Origin of the sequence: Staphylococcus sp. HMSC063A07 (assembly GCF_001836955.1) — a bacterium.
Taxonomy (GTDB): domain Bacteria; phylum Bacillota; class Bacilli; order Staphylococcales; family Staphylococcaceae; genus Staphylococcus; species Staphylococcus lugdunensis.
The window spans coordinates 106343-124858 of record NZ_KV830905.1; the positions used below are offsets into that span (position 1 = coordinate 106343).

Annotated in this window: 17 protein-coding genes; 16 read left to right on the top strand and 1 reads right to left on the bottom strand. The window is 32.2% G+C overall.

The features are described from left to right. Positions 1-456 precede the first annotated feature (456 nt). From amaP to HMPREF2597_RS01805, 9 genes are all read left to right on the top strand, one after another. Complete coding sequence (gene amaP, locus HMPREF2597_RS01765; RefSeq protein WP_002459998.1) at positions 457-993, top strand: alkaline shock response membrane anchor protein AmaP; 537 nt, start codon at positions 457-459, stop codon at positions 991-993. A 12-nt stretch (positions 994-1005) separates the two neighbouring features. Beyond that, positions 1006-1245: a DUF2273 domain-containing protein gene (locus HMPREF2597_RS01770; protein ID WP_002459996.1), complete on the top strand. Its 240-nt coding sequence runs from the start codon at positions 1006-1008 to the stop codon at positions 1243-1245. Between the two features lie 65 nt (positions 1246-1310). Then, positions 1311-1820: an Asp23/Gls24 family envelope stress response protein gene (locus tag HMPREF2597_RS01775; RefSeq protein ID WP_002478917.1), complete on the top strand. Its 510-nt coding sequence runs from the start codon at positions 1311-1313 to the stop codon at positions 1818-1820. Between the two features lie 225 nt (positions 1821-2045). Further along, positions 2046-3806, top strand: a complete 1761-nt coding sequence (locus HMPREF2597_RS01780; RefSeq protein WP_070817120.1) for an IucA/IucC family protein — start codon at positions 2046-2048, stop codon at positions 3804-3806. 3 nt (positions 3807-3809) lie between these two features. Next, complete coding sequence (locus HMPREF2597_RS01785) at positions 3810-4898, top strand: alanine racemase (protein WP_002478919.1); 1089 nt, start codon at positions 3810-3812, stop codon at positions 4896-4898. A gap of 479 nt (positions 4899-5377) precedes the next feature. Beyond that, positions 5378-6373: an ABC transporter substrate-binding protein gene (locus HMPREF2597_RS01790; RefSeq protein ID WP_012990779.1), complete on the top strand. Its 996-nt coding sequence runs from the start codon at positions 5378-5380 to the stop codon at positions 6371-6373. 17 nt (positions 6374-6390) lie between these two features. Then, positions 6391-7419, top strand: a complete 1029-nt coding sequence (locus HMPREF2597_RS01795; protein WP_002492231.1) for a FecCD family ABC transporter permease — start codon at positions 6391-6393, stop codon at positions 7417-7419. After that, entirely contained in the window at positions 7412-8377 is a 966-nt protein-coding gene (locus tag HMPREF2597_RS01800) for a FecCD family ABC transporter permease (RefSeq protein ID WP_002478922.1), read from the top strand. The genes HMPREF2597_RS01795 and HMPREF2597_RS01800 overlap by 8 nt, the downstream gene beginning before the upstream one ends. A 264-nt stretch (positions 8378-8641) precedes the next feature. Further along, positions 8642-10012 (top strand): YjiH family protein, encoded by a 1371-nt coding sequence (locus tag HMPREF2597_RS01805; RefSeq protein WP_002478923.1) that lies wholly within the window; start codon positions 8642-8644, stop codon positions 10010-10012. A 238-nt stretch (positions 10013-10250) separates the two neighbouring features. On the opposite strand, the gene HMPREF2597_RS01810 is transcribed toward HMPREF2597_RS01805, so the two are convergent. Continuing rightward, a complete protein-coding gene (locus HMPREF2597_RS01810) occupies positions 10251-10511 on the bottom strand; it encodes a SunI/YnzG family protein (protein WP_002459987.1) in 261 nt (86 codons plus the stop codon). Positions 10512-10688: 177 nt separating this feature from the next. On the opposite strand from HMPREF2597_RS01810, the gene HMPREF2597_RS01815 reads away from it, so the two are divergent. The 7 genes from HMPREF2597_RS01815 to HMPREF2597_RS01845 all read left to right on the top strand — a co-directional run bounded on the left by HMPREF2597_RS01815 (position 10689) and on the right by HMPREF2597_RS01845 (position 18130). After that, positions 10689-11204: a metal-dependent hydrolase gene (locus HMPREF2597_RS01815; protein ID WP_002478924.1), complete on the top strand. Its 516-nt coding sequence runs from the start codon at positions 10689-10691 to the stop codon at positions 11202-11204. A 258-nt stretch (positions 11205-11462) separates the two neighbouring features. Continuing rightward, positions 11463-12653 (top strand): UTP--glucose-1-phosphate uridylyltransferase, encoded by a 1191-nt coding sequence (locus HMPREF2597_RS01820; protein ID WP_037540597.1) that lies wholly within the window; start codon positions 11463-11465, stop codon positions 12651-12653. A 15-nt stretch (positions 12654-12668) separates the two neighbouring features. Further along, on the top strand, positions 12669-13355 hold the full coding sequence (locus tag HMPREF2597_RS01825) for a PAQR family membrane homeostasis protein TrhA (protein WP_002459981.1): 687 nt from the start codon (positions 12669-12671) through the stop codon (positions 13353-13355). 158 nt (positions 13356-13513) lie between these two features. Beyond that, the gene (sdrM, locus tag HMPREF2597_RS01830; protein ID WP_002478926.1) at positions 13514-14845 is read left to right on the top strand and encodes a multidrug efflux MFS transporter SdrM; all 1332 of its coding nucleotides are present in this window, start codon (positions 13514-13516) and stop codon (positions 14843-14845) included. Between the two features lie 105 nt (positions 14846-14950). After that, positions 14951-15418, top strand: coding sequence for a SepA family multidrug efflux transporter (locus HMPREF2597_RS01835; protein WP_002478927.1), 468 nt, complete (start codon positions 14951-14953; stop codon positions 15416-15418). Positions 15419-15495: 77 nt separating this feature from the next. Continuing rightward, positions 15496-16932 carry an MDR family MFS transporter gene (locus HMPREF2597_RS01840; protein ID WP_002478928.1) on the top strand — a complete coding sequence of 479 codons (1437 nt, stop codon included), beginning with the start codon at positions 15496-15498 and terminating at the stop codon, positions 16930-16932. A gap of 133 nt (positions 16933-17065) precedes the next feature. Continuing rightward, positions 17066-18130, top strand: coding sequence for an Mrp/NBP35 family ATP-binding protein (locus tag HMPREF2597_RS01845; RefSeq protein WP_002459975.1), 1065 nt, complete (start codon positions 17066-17068; stop codon positions 18128-18130). Positions 18131-18516: the final 386 nt, after the last annotated feature.

Here is an 18516-nt window from a genome sequence, read left to right on the forward strand (position 1 = left end):
TAGGATTGAAAAAAGCTTGGTATCAGCGTATTTTCCATCCTAGTCAACTACAATATTTAGTTCATAGCTTAAAAAATAAATTTGTTTTGGGCTGTTTGGAACCATGAAGTGTTAGACGCAAATCCTAATGCTTCATGGTATTTTTTTGAACAAAAAAAGGAATGTTTTTTAATAACCATTATCAAGCATTTAATCTCTAAATATAAATGATTTGTGTGTTCTAAAACGGCAGACAATATAAGCCTAATCAAAATATTTATCATATTGTCATTAATATTTAGTAATAAAAGGTTTTCAAATCAAAAAATTGGGAATAATCATAAGGTGGAAATAAATTACTCTTAATAATAAATTTAGAAAAATGTTTTTATAGAATGTATTAATGTTTTTTAAATTTAATTAAGGGTAAACCATAATAAATAATTCATACAACAATAGCTAAGGAGGTGCTTTGAGGTGAAAAGATTGAAAAATTTCATCCTCGGCCTATTAATAGTGGTTATTGTTGGCTTCCTCTTGTTTATGTATATACAAGATAGTCGTATTTCAGAATATCAAGACTATTTCTTACAATTCAATTGGTTCCAACCACTATTAATTGGATTAGCTGCGTTTTTAATATTGATTGGTTTAATTTTAGTATTTAGCATTTTTAAACCAACCTATAGAAAACCTGGCTTATATAAAGATTTTGATGATGGTCATGTATACATCTCAAGAAAAGCAATTGAACGCACAGCTTATGACACTCTAAAAAATTATGACCAAGTTAGACAACCTAATGTGATTACAAAGCTATATAACAAAAAAGACAAATCTTATATCGATGTTAAAACGGATTTCTTAGTACCGAATGATGTTCAGGCAACTTCTTTAGTTGAAGGTATTCGTTCAGACATTAAGCAAAACATTGAATATTTTGCCGAAATTCCAGTAAGAAAATTAGAAGTAAATGTGAGAGACCAAAAAACATCTGGTCCTCGCGTATTGTAAGGGAGGGATAATATGGCTGACAATAATAATCATAATGGACAAGATTCTAGCCAACACATTATTAATATGATTAAAGCATATAAATGGCGTATCATTGGATTCTTTGCCTTTTTACTCATAGCAATTTTATTCCTAACTTTAGGATTCTGGAAGACAATTTTAATCATTGTCTTATGTTTAATAGGTATTGGCATTGGGTATATTAAAGACCGTACTCAAGATTTTATGAATTTTTTAAATAGATGGAGTTAACAAAATAAACGAAGTGAAAAAATTCATCAATTATTAAATCAAATAAAATTAAAAGGAGAATGACTATGACTGTAGATAATAACAAAGCTAAACAAGCATATGATAATCAAACGGGTGTTAACGAAAAAGAAAGACAAGAGCAACAAAAACAAGCACAACAAAATCAAGAACCACAATTTGAAAATAAATTAACATTTTCCGATGAAGTTGTTGAAAAAATTGCCGGAATTGCAGCTCGTGAAGTCAAAGGTATTCTAGATATGAAAGGTGGCATTGCTGATAGTTTCTCTAATGCGTTCTCAAGTGGAAACAATGTTACTACTGGCGTATCAGTTGAAGTTGGAGAAAAACAAGCAGCTGTAGATTTAAAAGTTATTCTAGAATATGGTGAATCTGCACCTAAAATTTTCCGTAAAGTCACTGATTTAGTTAAAGAACAAGTAAAATATATTACTGGTTTAGACGTTGTTGAAGTGAATATGCAAGTTGATGACGTTATGACTAAAAAAGAATGGCAACAAAAAAATGAAAAAAACAATGATAACAATAATAAAGAGAGACAAGGCTTACAATAAGTTATCATTAAATAAATAATATTACGCGCTTCGATAGGTAAAATCGAAGCGCGTTTTTGTGTACAAAAAATTTGGTGTGATTACTTCAATACTTGATATGAAAAAATTTTACAAATAAGCATTTTATTTGTATAATCCATGTTAGTGATAATGATAATTATTATCAATTGAACAATTGATATACATAGATAAAACTATAATGAAGTAAATGGATGGAGGCAGGGCATGATAAAACATCACATTAAGGTGCGTGCTGATAAAAATATCCAATTTCGACTTATGAATACTTTAATCAAAGAACGTCTTTTTGCACAAGGTACTATGATTACAGAAAGCCCTCAGCAACTAGAAATTCAATATCATTGTCATGTACTTTATATGACTGTCATTAGAAAAAGTTCATTTCAACGGTTTGAGTTCACACAAGATATTATTTATCAATGTGGTAATCATAAGAATTCAATCATGTCAGTTGAACAACTGATTGATATATTAAGAGATTCTTTTAGTATAAAAATATCTACAAAACTTTCTAAAGAATTTATCCATAGCAGAGATTGTTTAATTGAAAGTTATAAACATTTTGAACATCGACACGATGTAATTACTCAAAGTATGACGTTTGCTAGATTACCAGAGGCATTAAATTTTTTTACTTGGTTACAGCATTTAGCTGATAATGGTGTCACGCAAGATTTGATGTATTCTGAAAGTTTAGTGACTGAAGGGCTAACGCTTCATCCGCTTGAGAAAATGAAATTACCTATGTCCATAGAGGCAGTAAAAAAATATACGGCAGAATTTGAAAAAACAATTCATTTACCGATAATGCTCGTGCATCAAGATAAAATCAAGACAGCTACAATAAATAACGATAGTCAGTTTATTCTAAATCAAGTTATTCCTCAATATCGAAGTAAACTTAAGCGCTATATTGAACCGTTGGGTCTTAAATTGGATCGCTATCGAGTTATGATTGTCCATCCATGGCAATATAAGCATGTCATTGCAAAATTTTTTGAATCATGGGTTAGTGAAAACTGGTTGTTGCCAACGCCTTTAACAATTGAAGCTAAAGCTACTGAATCATTTAAGACATTAGATTTAATACATCAACCGTATCAAGTTGAAGTATCAGTTGATGTTCGAGATATTCATTCAATTCGTAGAGATTGTTTTATAACTATGGAAGATGCACCAAAAATAACTCAAATTTTGCAACATATCTTTAAGGATGATTCTGACTTAGAAGTTACATGTAAGCCTTTTGTATCACATGTAAAGGCAGATATTGAACATTCAAGCCAATTAGCTTGTAGTGTCAATCAGAAGCCAGCTATCTTTGAACCAGGATCTACTATTGTTTCTTCAAGTTTAGTTAATACTAATCCGGTTGATCAACATACAGTTATTGATAGCTATTTAGAATGGCTTGGTAACGGCGTCACACAAGAAAGTGTGATACATCTTATTTCTTCATATAGTGATACTTTATTGACGCCATTAATTAATGTTATCCAAGATTATGGGGTAGCATTAGATGCTAGCATGCAAAATATCATTGTACATTTAGGCAATGATTATCAAATGAAATTTATTTTTAGAGATATAAATGGAATAAGTATTCATATGCCATCACTATGTCAACAATTCTCAGATTTAAGACTGATGCATCATGATATATACAGTGCTTCAATCGAAGAAGTTGTCGCTAACTTACAACGAACGGTTATACAGTATCATCTTGCAGAATTAGTTCATCATTTTACACAATATGAAGGTATTACAGAACATGGTTTATACGGCATTGTTCAGCAAGTGATTTATACGGCAATAGATGACACTAGACCACATGCAGATATTTTAAAAAAGGTGTTTTTTGGAGCGAAAGTTAAAGATCATTCCTCATTTCAACAATACCTATATCCTGAACTTGCACGTGAAAAATGTATAGAATTTGATAATCCATTAGAAAGTGAGGTGTAGCTCATGCCTAAATTGAATATTAATTTAGCTAAAATTAAATATAATGCTCAAGTATTGCAGTCTTTTTTAGCTTCAAAAGATATTAACTTTACACCAGTTGTCACAGCGATTGCAGGTGATCGTGAAATTTTGAAGGTTTTGAAGCAAGTAGGATTAACTGAAATAGCAGATTCAAGGTTAGCTAATATTCAGCGATTTGGTGATCCAGATGTAAATTTTATCCTGTTGAAATCCCATGCAGAAGACTGTGATAAAGAGATTATTCAGCATGTTAAGATAAGTGTTCAAACAGAACTAACGTCAATATATCGTTTAAATGAGGTTGCACAGACCTTAGGGACTACGCATCAAATTGTGTTGATGGTGGACTGGAAAGATGGACGTGAAGGTGTTTTAACCTATGATGTGTTGCAATATTTACATGAAATTATGTCTTTAAAACATATCAAAGTTATTGGCTTGGCATTTAATTTTATGAGTTTTAAATCTGAGGCACCTAGTGATGATGATATTTTTACGATGAATCAATTTATTTGTGCGGTAGAGAAAGAACTTGGATATCGTTTAAAACTTATCTCTGGGGGCAATTCCAGTATGTTGCCACAATTAATGTATAATGACTTAGGAAAAATTAATGACCTACGCATTGGTGATACATTATTTAGGGGTGAAAATACTACGTCAGGTCAGCCTATGCCTAATTTATATCAACATGCGATTACGTTAGAAGCGCAAATTATCGAAATTAAGCCAAGAGTAAATATGGAGACAAAGCAGTCATATTTACAAGCTATCGTCAATATTGGTTATATAGATACAGTGACTAACAACATTCAACCGATGGATAAAGAATTGAAAATTATAGGTGCATCAAGCGACTATTTAATGATTGACTTAAATAATCAAGATGGCTATCAATTAGGTGATACCATAACCTTTACTTTAGGTCATGAAGCACTAACCCAGTCAATGTATATGCGCCATTTAGAAAAGAATTATGTAAATGATGACCTTATAAATGCGTTAATTGCAAATTTTGATAAAAATACGATGCGACAATGTCATCAACACCATCAACATCTAAAAAATTAAGAAGCAGACCAATAAAGGATATGATTGGTATAAATTGTGATAATTAGTTTGATTGTCATATGTTTAAGAACATAAACAGTAACAGAAACTGTTATATTAAGACTTATATCTGTAAATAATGTAACGGATTAATGTTGAAGTTTCCATTGTTAGTTGTTGACTGGATTGAAAATAAGCTTATACCAAATTTTTTCAATCCTAGTCAACCTTGTCGGGGCGGGACTACGAATTCATTATGAATTCTGTCCCGCTCAGTATTTTTCTAGGAATTCTGTCCCAGACTGTTTTACCAGAATCTATGCTTGACTTATCCTTGTTTCAGTCTTTAATCAATAGGAAATATTTTAGATAAAATAAATAACATTTGTATTTACACAACATATTTTCTCTATATAAATTTTAATAAAATTAGGTTGACATTGATAATCGTTATCAATACACTATATAATGTAAATACTATAATTAAGGAGTGACATGGAATGAAGGCTTGGAAATACATAAGTATCATTGGGCTACTGTTTTTATTAGTAACTGCTGCTGCTTGTGGCAATGTCAGTGATAATGGATCAAGTAGTTCTAATAAAAAATCGTCTTCAAAAGATACGATTGAAGTTAAAACAGAACAAGGTAATGTCAAGGTCCCTAAAGATGCAAAACGTGTAGTAGTCCTAGAATACTCATTCATTGACGCACTTGCTGCTTTAGATGTTAAACCGGTGGGTGTGGCAGATGATAACAAACCAAATCGCATAATCAAACCATTACGTGATAAAATCAAAGGCTATACATCAGTAGGGACACGTAAACAGCCTAATTTAGAAGAAATTAGTAAAACAAAACCCGATGTAATTATTGCTGATAGTCAGCGTCATAAAGGTATTTATAAAGAATTAAATAAAATTGCACCAACAGTGATGTTGAAAAGCTTTGATGGGGACTATAAAGAAAACATAAACGCTTATAAAACGATTGCCAAAGCATTGAATAAAGAAAAACAAGGTCAAAAACGCTTAGACAAACATAATAAATTAATGGCAGAATATAAAAAGCAAATCAAATTTGACAAAAATGAAAAAGTATTACCTGCTGTTGCATCTAAATCAGGTTTACTAGCACACCCTAGTAGCTCATATGTTGGACAACTTTTAGGTGAGTTAGGTTTCAAAGAAGCACTAAATGATGATGTAACGAAAGGTTTAAGTAAATATTTACAAGGACCATATTTGAAATTAAATTCAGAAACACTTGCAGATGTTAATCCACAAAGAATGTTTATCATGACAGATAAAGCAAGTCCAGAAGAACCATCATATAAAGAATTCCAAAAAGATCCAGTCTGGAAAAAATTAGATGCAGTTAAACATAATCGTGTTGATGTTGTAGATAGAGACTTATGGGCACGTGCACGTGGTTTAATTTCTTCAGAACAAATGGCGAAAGAAATTGTAGATTTATCAACGAAAGAGCAAAAGTAAGGTGGTAAGGAAAGACTATGACAAAACTATCTAGTCAATCCGCTATCGAAAAACAAAACAAGAAACGCACTATGCTCACCTATGTGGTGAGCTTGTGCTTTCTTTTTATTTGTATCTACTTTAATTTAGCGGTTGGATCATCCAAAATACATTTTCACGATGTGATAGATTATTTTTTTACGACACATGAATCAAGAGCTACATTTTTAATTCATAATGTAAGAATGCCTCGAATGATTGGGGGCTTAATTATAGGTGGTGCATTGGCACTCGCAGGTTTGCTAATGCAGGCAATGACTAGAAATCCGCTAGCTTCACCTCAAATTTTCGGCGTGAACGCAGGCGCTTCATTTGTTGTTGTATTAGTAACAGTATTAGTGCCTTCATTAGGAAATTTTGCGACACCATTAGCATTTTTAGGCGCATTTTTAGGTGGTTTAACGGTATATGTTTTATCCGGATCGACACGTCAAATCACACCCGTTAAACTAGCGCTTGCTGGAATGGCAATTCATCTCTTTTTTAGCAGCTTAACGCAAGGTATCATTTTATTAAATGAAGATTCAAACGATACAGTAATGTTTTGGCTTGTAGGTTCATTAAATGGTTTAAAATGGACGCAATTATTGGCAGTTGTTCCATGGATTATTGTTGCGGTGGTTGTTACATTGATGATTAGTAGACAGCTTAGTATTATGGAGCTAGGAGATGACATCGCCAAAGGATTGGGTCAAAAAACACAGTTAGTTCGCATTATAGCTGGTTTATTAATCGTTGTACTTGCAGGTACGTCTGTGTCTATTGTTGGGCCAATCGGATTTATCGGATTAATTGTACCTCATATTGTTAAACACTATGTAGGACAAAATTATTCAGTATTAATTCCTTTAACGTTTATCATTGGTGCCGATTTATTACTGCTTTCCGATGTACTAAGTAGACTTATTACATTTCCATTTGAGTCTCCAGTAGGTATTGTGACGTCGTTTGTCGGCGCTATATACTTCCTATTATTTACGTTAAAAGGGGTGAAAAGAATTGACTAAAAAAGTACTAATTCGACGTTATACTTTTGTGCTGATTGTGCTATTGATTGCATTTGTCAGTAGCTTATGTGTCGGTTCTACTATGTTTTCACCCATTTATGCGTTAAAACATATGTTCACTTTTGATGACTTTATTTTAAATGAATATCGTATTCCAAGAACATTATTAGGTTTACTCGTTGGCTGCAGTCTAGCGATTTCAGGTGCGATAATTCAAGGTGTAGTTAGAAATCCGTTAGCATCTCCAGATGTTATCGGTATCTCTAAAGGTGCAAGTTTAGCTGCGGTTATACTTATAATGGTTTTTCCATCAGCACCCTTGTTTTTATTACCAGTGGGTTCATTTATCGGTGCGCTATGTATTAGTTTGATTTTGTCTATTCTCATATCTAGATTTAATGTAAAAGGGTCTAGTTTAGCACTTATTGGATTAGCAATTGGTGCGATTTGTACAGCAATTGTACAGTTTCTACTAATACGAAATCCTATGGATGCAAATAATGCTTTATTATGGCTAACTGGTAGCTTATATGGGCATACGATTGAAAATGTATTGGCGATTTTTCCATGGTTTATCATTGCAATTCCACTGATTTTAATTTTAAGTTATCAACTTGATATTTTAAATTTGGGAGATCAGTTGGCAATCGCATTAGGTGCCAAAGTAAAAGGTTTAAAAATGACATTACTGATATTATCTGTAGTTCTTGCAGGTGCATCGATTTCAGTAGTGGGTGGTATTAGTTTTCTAGGATTAATTGCACCGCATATTGCGCGTTCAATTGTCGGACAACGCTATTTGCATATTGTTTTGATGTCTGGTCTTATAGGTGCAGCACTTATTTTATTCAGTGATGCTTTAGCCAGAGGCATACATCCACCTTTAGATATCCCAGTAGGTGTCATAATAGCAATTATTGGCGTGCCATATTTCCTATTTTTATTGAAAAAATTATAATCACTTAAGAGATTGAAATAGTATTTAGCAATTTGTAATATCTAATGTTTAACATTTATGGATGTAACAATTTGTGACATATTATTTCAATCTTTTTTTAGGTATTGAAGATTTAGGTAAAATAAGATATAGTTTATTAATACGAAAAATTTCATAAAAATGCATTTACAAAAATTATTAATTGCTTTATGGGGATTGTTTAGACTCTAAATGCAAAATGAATGTATATAGTAGACACAATATATAAATAGAAAAGGTGTTTAAATGGAAGGTTATTCGAAGAAAGAAATTATTAGAGGTCGCGCAAAGTTTATTGTGATGTCCATCATAGGTATCATTTTATTTTTAATTCCAGTACCAGTTGTACAAGATGGTCAAAAAACCACAACGTTACCGGTTGCTTATTTAGCAGGCGCACTTAAATCTCTATTAGGAGAGGCCATGCCGCTAATCATCTTGTTTATTGTTACGCTTTCTGGGATATTATCTATTTTATGTTCTACATTCTATAAGAATAAATTGAATCCAGAAGGGTTAATGTACAGTGCTTTTAATGTTAAATGGGGCTGGCTTATATTAAGAGTATTAGCAGTATGTTTTGTCTGGATGACTTATTTTAAATTTGGCTCTCATGTGATTTATTCAAATGAAACAGGTGGATTAATATTTTCCGATTTATTACCTACATTGGTTGCAGTTTTTTTCTTTGCAGCATTATTTTTACCATTTTTAATGGACTATGGCTTGTTAGAATTTTTAGGGCCTGTGTTTAGACCGGTCATGAGACCATTGTTTACTTTACCTGGTCGTTCAACAGTAGATAACTTGGCCTCATTTATTGGAGATGGTACTGTGGGAGTGCTCATTACCAGTAAACAATATGAAAAAGGTATTTACTCAAAAAGAGAGGCAACTGTAATTTCAACAACGTTTAGTGTTGTTTCTATTACATTTGCAATTGTTATAGCTGGAACGGTTGGCATGGAATCTAGGTTCTTATTATTTTATTCATCTGTCATACTTTCATGTTTAATTGCAGCTGTTATTATGCCAAGAATTTGGCCGTTAAACACAATTCCAGATGAATATGCTAAAGATACGAACGGTTCAATTCATGATGAAGATTTGCCAGAGGGTAAAAGTGCTTTAGGCTATGGCTTAGAAGAAGCGACGAAAGTAGGTTTAAACGCGCCTGGTTTTATTAATTTTTTCAAATCTGGCTTTAAAACGGTTATTGATATGTGGTTTGTTGTACTTCCGGTGGTTATGGCAATCGGAACAATAGCGACTATAATTGCTAATTACACACCGGTATTTGAATTTATTGGAAAACCATTTATTCCATTATTAAATATTTTACAAATTCCGGAAGCTGCTGCAGCATCACAAACCTTGATAATTGGTTTCGCGGATATGTTTTTACCTTCAATATTAATTCAAGGTGCTCATAGTGAAATAACTCGATTTGTCGTAGGTGCTTTAAGTATTTCTCAACTTATCTATTTATCTGAGGTTGGCGGTGTTATTTTAGGTTCTAAAATACCAGTAAGTGTAGGGAAGTTATTTATGATTTTCTTAATAAGAACATTGATTACGTTACCAATTATTTCTTTAATGGCACATTTATTTTTATAATAAAATGAGTTATAAAAATTGTAAAAGCATACGTAAAAAAGCTGATAAGGCTTTAACTACGTATGCTTTTTTTATGAATGGAAGTTATTTATTAAATTAACGTAAAATGAGGGGAGCGGGACAGAATTCATTATGAATTCGTAGCCCCGCCCCGTCAACTGCTGCCATATAGTTCATAGTCTAAAACATAATGATGTCTCAGACTGCTCTAAATGCTTCTATGCTAATTTATAAAATGTTATTTTGTAAGTTCGTTATAAACTTTTTGATCGTTATGTGTATAAATAATATATTCGTGATCGTTAGTATCTATAATAACGCGATTTGTTTTACCGAATGTAGATCCAATGCGAGAAATATTTTTCTCATCTAATTCAGGAACAGCATGTATATCTTGGTCTTGTGAAATGTTTTTAATATCTTGTGTTGGAATTTTAATATCTGCAACACGCCATTGAATTCTAACTTCATTATTATCTTTTTTTACTGTCATTGCCATTATAGAACACTTCCTTTTAACAATTTGTAATTTAATAATAATGCAAATTGCAATCGTTTTCAAGTATTTATGTGATACTTTTTTAAATTTGTGACATACTAATTATATGAGCGAAAGTATGTTCGCTTTTAGGGTCAAATTATGCTATTATATTTGAAAGAAAAGGGAGTGTGAACTATGACGGGAAAGACACATGCATCGTGTGGTCTTTTAGTAGGAGCATGGACAACACAGTATTATCAAACAGATATATTTACTACTGTTACTGTCATGTGTTTAGCTACAATGGCAAGTTTATTGCCAGATATATGCCATATGAGAAGTAAAATTGGAAGAAGATTAAAATTAATAAGTTTTATAATAAGATTACTTTTTGGTCATCGCACTTTCACACACTCGCTTATATTCGTTTTTTTAATTGCATCTGCGCTTGTCTTAATTCATAGTCCATTGTATTATTTAGTTTCAATTATCGGGGGATTGCTATCTCATGTTATACTAGATATGTTAACACCTAGAGGAGTTCAATTATTTTATCCACTTCCTCAGAATATTCACTTTCCAATTACCGTGAAAACAGGGGGATGGATGGATTTATCACTGGCTACTGCGTTAACAGTCGGTGCAGCATATACTTTATTTCAACCCGCATTTGAGGATTTTTTCTTTTATATAGGAAAATACTTTGCATGAGCTAGGGACATCATTATGTTTTAAGTTATGAACTAAATCTTGGTAGTAGTTGACTAAGATTGAAAATACGCTAATACTAAGCTTTTTTCAATGCAAGTCAACCTTGCCAGGGCAGCACAACAAATTCATAATGGATTCTGTTCCGCTTCCAAAGCGTTTTATATTATGATGTGATTTGAAATGAATATAAATTATTATTGACAATGTTGTAATCAATAGCAGCATTTGATATGTAATTTACATAAGGAGCGTATTAGCATTTTGGATAAAAATAAACTTGAAAAATATAATCAAGCACATTTATGTGAATATGAAAAATTAATGAGTAATAATGAAAAAGAGCAATTAGAGGAGAAGGTTGATTCATTAGATTTGGCTGAAATACAAGCATTATATCAAGATCTATATGTTAATCGACGACAAATAGATGATATTAATGATATTTCAGAGATTAATTATGTAAATCAAGCAGCTATGAATGATAAAGATAAACATGCATATGAGCAAAAAGGTATAGAAGCAATAAGAAATGGTGAGTTTGCGGTATTATTAATGGCTGGGGGACAAGGCACAAGGTTAGGTTATCAAGGTCCTAAAGGTTCTTTTGAAATTAAAGGAATAAGTCTATTTGAATTGCAAGCACGTCAATTATTGAAATTACAACATCAAACTGGACATTTAATTCACTGGTATATCATGACAAGTGATATTAATCATGAGGCTACAGTTACATATTTTGAAGATCATCAATTCTTTGGTTTTAATGCTGAAAATGTCCATTTCTTCAAACAAGACAACATGGTAGCGTTGAGTGAGCAAGGTCAGCTGGTTCTTAATAAACAAGGCTATATTATGGAAACACCAAATGGTAATGGGGGGGTGTTTAAATCACTGAAAAAAGCCGGGTATTTAGATCAGATGATGGATAATGGCGTTAAATATATTTTCTTAAATAATATAGATAATGTATTAGTGAAAGTACTTGATCCGCTATTTGCTGGTTTCACTGTTGTGCACGATTTAGACATAACAACTAAATCTATTCAGCCTAAGCAAGGCGAAAGTGTTGGACGTTTAGTTAATAAAGATTGTAAAGATACCGTGCTAGAATATTCAGAGTTAGATGAGCAATTGGCAAATAAGCTTAATAATGCCAATATTGGTATACATGCATTTAAACTTGCTTTTATTAATCAAGCTGTTAACTATGATTTACCTTATCATTTAGCTATTAAAAATTTAAAACAGTTAGATGAAGATTTTGGTATAGTTGAAAAGCCAACGCTTAAATTCGAATTATTTTATTTTGATATATTCCGTTATGCAACAAGCTTTATCACGTTACAAGTTGAACGCGATGAAGAGTTTTCACCGTTGAAGAATAAAGAAGGTAAAGATAGTGTAGCTACAGCGACAGCTGATTTAGAACGAATGAATATTATTTCATAGGACGGTGATATAGAGATGCCTCACATATCAATTAAGAAGTCAAAGGATTCAGTAGTAGAAAGTTTTAAAGACATCATCCCACTAACATTTGGAGAAGAAATAGGTAATGCTGTTTCGCACGGAGTTGCAGCATTTCTGACGTTGCTTATCTTACCTTATGCAGCAGTGCATAGTTATAATGATGGTGGTGCACTACAGTCTTTAAGTGTTTCAATTTTTGTTATTAGCATTTTCTTAATGTTTATATCATCAACCATTTATCACACAATGAAAAATAATAGTATTCATAAATATGTGTTGAGGATTATCGACCACAGTATGATTTATGTTGCAATATCAGGGACGTATACGCCAGTTCTTTTACATGTTGTAGGAGGATGGATTGGCTGGGCCGTATTCACTTTATTATGGGGAACAACCATCTGGGGTATTCTATACAAATCAATTGCGACCCGTGTTAATCCTAAATTAAGCTTAATCGTATATCTTGTAATGGGATGGGTAGGCGTCATTTTTCTTCCTATCATTTTAATGAGAACATCGCTTTGGTTTATTTTATTTATATTTCTAGGTGGAGTTGCGTATTCTATTGGCGCCTGGTTTTATGCTCAAAAGAATAGAAATTATTTTCATATGATATGGCATCTATTTATTGTACTTGCGTCACTTTTCCATTTGATTGCTATCCTCTATTTTATGTAATAAATAATATAAATTAACAGATTGGTGGTCTTAGCATATAGGCCATCAGTCTTATTTTTTATATTTTTAAGAAGATAATTAAGCAGTGATATATACTTTAATTACAAACATTGATAATATATATAGGCAATATTTTGAAAGAAAGGGAGGTATCTAATATGAGATTAAAATCAATTGGTGTGGTTGTTGCCCTGATTTTAACAATGTTTATGGCTGCAATTGAAACTTCGATTATTTCTTTAGCCATGCCTACTATAAGAGAAGACCTCCATGCTGGAAACAATATATCATTAGTTTTTACAATATATTTTGTTGCTCTTGTAATAGCCAATCCTATTGTTGGAGAATTGCTGACTAGATACAAAATTATATACATAGCTGCAACAGGATTATTTTTATTTGGTCTTGGAAGTTTAATGTCTGGCCTTAGTCCAACATTTGCATTTTTAATTACGTCAAGAGCTATTCAAGGACTTGGTGCAGGGGTAATGATGTCATTAACTCAAATTGTGCCAAAATTAGCATTTGAAATTCCTCTAAGATATAAAATTATGGGTATAGTTGGTAGTGTTTGGGGTGTCTCTAGTATTATTGGCCCTGTACTTGGGGGAGGCATTTTAGAATTTGCAACATGGCATTGGCTATTTTTTATTAATATACCTATTGCTATCATTGCTATTATACTTGTCTTTATAACTTACCACTTTCCTAATGAACAGGAAGTTAAAGCGTCTAACTTTGATGTTAAAGGCATTACATTATTTTATATATTTATTTTGTTATTAATGATAGGACTACTTTATCAACATATGATAGTAATAAATATTATAAGTATTCTATTAGCTGTCATTGTATTGTTCGGTTTGTTTAAATTTGAAGCGCAAATAAAGCAACCTTTTTTACCTATTGTTGAATTTAATCGATCAATAACGTTAGTATTTATTACAGACTTTGTTATTGCACTTTCGCTCATGGGCTATAATTTATATATTCCAATCTATTTGCAAGATCATTTGGGATTATCTCCATTGCAAAGTGGTTTCATCATATTTCCTTTATCTGTAGCTTGGATTATTTTGAATTTTAATTTGGCTAAAATTGAAAATTTATGTAGTAGAAAAATGCTGTATATTGGAGCGTTTACAGTGCTACTTGTTGCGAGTATAATTATCTATTTAAATTTAGATTTACCATTGCTCATTGCGACTGCGGTGATTTTTGCTGGTTTAAGCTTTGGATTTGTTTATACAAAGGATAGTGTAATCGTGCAAGAAGAAACAAGTCCTATATATATGAAAAAAATGATGTCATTTTATGCTCTGACTAAAAACTTGGGCTCCTCAGTAGGTTCTTCTTTGATGGGGTACTTATATGCAACGACACATGGATTGTTTGGAGCAAATTTACAGAACATTTTAGGAAGTATTGTTATATTAATGATTATTTTAATGATTTCATGGTCATGGACGTATAAAGAACAGCATGATTAATTTTCATCTGACCGTTTATCTATTATGATAGGCGGTCTTTCCATATCAATAGCTACTAAATAGTGTTAAAATACTATTGTATAATTTTAGGAGGAGGCAGAAAGAATGAAACGATTTAATAACAACATATTAGTAACATTATTAGTTTTTGCTGTCTTTGTTGTCTCCGGAGCAGTATTTTTAACTTTCTTAGGGTTTGGGCTGTTTGGTTTAAGTCGTTTGCTCATATACTTTCATCTAGGAAGTTTTGATTATGATAAAAGTTTCATAGACAATTTAATATATTATGGTAGCTACATTGTTTTTGGTTATTTTATCTTTTTTGCTATAGAACATTTAATGGACTATTTTAGAAAAAAATTACCAGAAAATGATTATTTTAATGGTGGTACCTTTCATCTCATATCATATGTAGTAACAACCATTCTTTTTTACTTTGTCATTCATATTAACTACGCATATATTAAAATAGATTTTTGGGTAATTATGCTCATTATTGGCTTTTTATATATGTGTAAAATTGTCTTTTATCCTGATAGTGAAAATTTAAATAGAAATCAACGTAACTCATAATGTGAGCAAAACCCTTGTTTAATAAGACAGAAATTGGAAAAATAATTAAATAGTTTACTTTGATGAAAGGAAGTAATATGGTGGCTGAATCGATATCTAAACATAAACGAAATATCATTGTAGCAGTAATGTTACTTAGTGCATTCATCGCGATTCTTAACCAAACACTGTTAAATACTGCACTTCCTCACATTATGCGAGAGTTAAATATCAGTGAAAATATAGCACAATGGCTTGTAACGGGGTTTATGCTAGTTAATGGGACAATGATTCCACTGACTGCATACTTGATGGATAGAGTTAAAAGTAAGACTTTATTCATTGCCTCTATGGGAACATTTTTATTAGGTTCTATTATTGCAGCAATTGCACCTAATTTTGCAGTGCTTATGATCGCCCGAGTAGTTCAAGCTATGGGAGCCGGCGTTATCATGCCTTTGATGCAATTCACCTTATTTTCTTTATTTTCAAAAGAAAAAAGAGGTTTTGCCATGGGTTTAGCTGGCTTAGTCATTCAAATGGCACCTGCGATAGGGCCTGCATTTTCGGGATTAATCATCGATAATACGAGTTGGCGTGTGCCATTCATAATAGTTGTGGCTATTTCAGCTGTTATTTTTATTTTCGGATGTAGCGCTTTAACGAGTTATAATGACATTAAATATACGATGTTGGATAAGCGTTCTGTGATATATTCAACACTTGGTTTTGGATTGATATTATATGCATTTAGTAGTGCGGGCAACTTAGGATTTACTAATTTATTAGTCGTAGTTTCATTTGTAATTGGTCTCACGATTGTAGGTATCTTTATTTATAGACAGCTACACATCGATAATCCTATTTTAAACTTGCGCGTATTTAAAAGTAGAGTTTTTACATTTAGTACGATTACTTCTATGATTTTAATGATGACGAATGTCGGTCCTGCATTACTTATTCCATTATATGTGCAAAATAGTTTAGGATTGTCTGCGTTTTTATCAGGTATGGTCATTATGCCTGGCGCAATATTAAATGGTATATTATCTATATTTACTGGAAAGTTTTATGATAAATATGGTCTTAAACCACTCGTTTATACTGGATTTATTCTACTCATACTAGCTACGTTACCATTATGTTTCTTGCAGTATGATTCATCTTATATGTTTCTAGTTATAATCTATGCGTTAAGATTAGTAGCAATCTCTTTACTAATGATGCCAATTAATACCACAGGGATTAACGTGCTCGACAATAAAGATATTTCGCACGGAACAGCTATTATGAATTTTGCACGCGTCATGGCTGGATCCCTGGGGACTGGACTAATGGTAACATTGATGAGTATTGGTGCTAAATGGATACAATCTTCTATTTCTCAAGAAACGAGTAAGGTAGTAGCTCAAAGACAAGCTGTGGCGGCAGGAGTAGATTTAGCATTTATGGTCGTAACTGCTTTCATTATCATTGCATTTATATGCTCATTTTTTATTCAAGAAAAGAAGACTACCAATAGCCGTAAATTATAAAATTTAGCAGTTTGCTCAGTGTAAAGGCTTGAGCTAACTGCTTTTTTTATAATTATAAAACGTTTATACTGAATTCGAATGTTAAAATAATACATAATGAATAGTATTAAAACAACTAAAAGGGGGATTAAAGTTGTTATCAGAAGAAAAAGTAAGCGCGCTCGTTGGTGCAATTAAAGATCCAATACTTAATGTGCCCTTGAGTGAAATCAACGGCATTAAAGAAATAAAAATAAAAGAAGAAATCGAACATGTCAGCGTGAAGGTTGCTATGGCTCAACTTGGTGGAAAAACACAATTAGATCTTCAGATGAAAATTGTCAACACATTGAAAGAAAATGGGGCAAATACAGTAGGAATAAGATTTGAACAATTACCGGACGAAATTGTAGAACAATATCGTGGAACTACTAAAGAGCAACCTAATACAATTGAAGGCTTATTGTCAAAAGATAATCCAGTAGAATTTATTGCCATTGCTTCTGGTAAAGGTGGCGTAGGAAAATCAACCGTAGCTGTAAATCTCGCAGTTGCTTTAGCAAGAGAAGGGAAAAAAGTAGGTCTTGTTGATGCTGATATATATGGTTTTAGTGTCCCCGATATGATGGGAATTGATGAGAAACCGGGCATTGAAGGAAAGACAGTAATTCCAGTCGAAAGATATGGTGTGAAAGTTATCTCAATGGCATTTTTCGTTGAAGAAAATGCACCCGTTATTTGGCGCGGTCCGATGCTTGGAAAGATGCTAACGAATTTCTTTACTGAAGTAAAATGGGGAGAATTAGATTACTTGATTCTAGATTTACCTCCTGGCACCGGAGATGTTGCACTAGATGTCCATACGATGTTACCTTCAAGTAAGGAAATTATAGTAACGACACCACATCCAACTGCTGCATTTGTCGCTGCACGAGCTGGGGCAATGGCAAAGCATACGGAACATTCAATAATCGGTGTTATTGAAAATATGAGTTACTTTGAAAGTAAAGAAACAGGAAATAAAGAGTATGTCTTTGGTAAAGGCGGCGGCATGAAGTTAGCTGATGAACTTAATACACAATTATTAGGCGAATTGCCACTTGAACAGCCATCATGGAATCCTAAAGATTTTTCACCATCCATATATCAACCAGATGATAGACTAGGAAAAATTTATACGTCTATCGCACAAAAGGTGATTGCAAGTACTATAAAATAACGGTGATTATGTATCAATTAAGGTGCACTTTAATTTATTTTTATAAGTGCACCTCTTTCTATTGCATTATTTATAAAAGATGATAGAATATTCATTTGTGAGCTATAATACATCTAACTTTATGCACACATAATTATTTTAATTTATATCGATTTAATGATTGACTTATACAAACAGTCTTGATAAGATATAAAAGTCGTCGAAAAACAATTGTAAAGCAATTTTAAAGAAGATTGAAATGGTGTAAAACTTACCATTGAAAACCTTATAAAATTGAAATATAATAATTTAAGTAAACGACATAAAGCAATTGACTTTTGAAGTTATTGTAAGTATAATAAAAGAGATTGCTTTTAAAATGAACATTGAAAACTGAATGACAATAT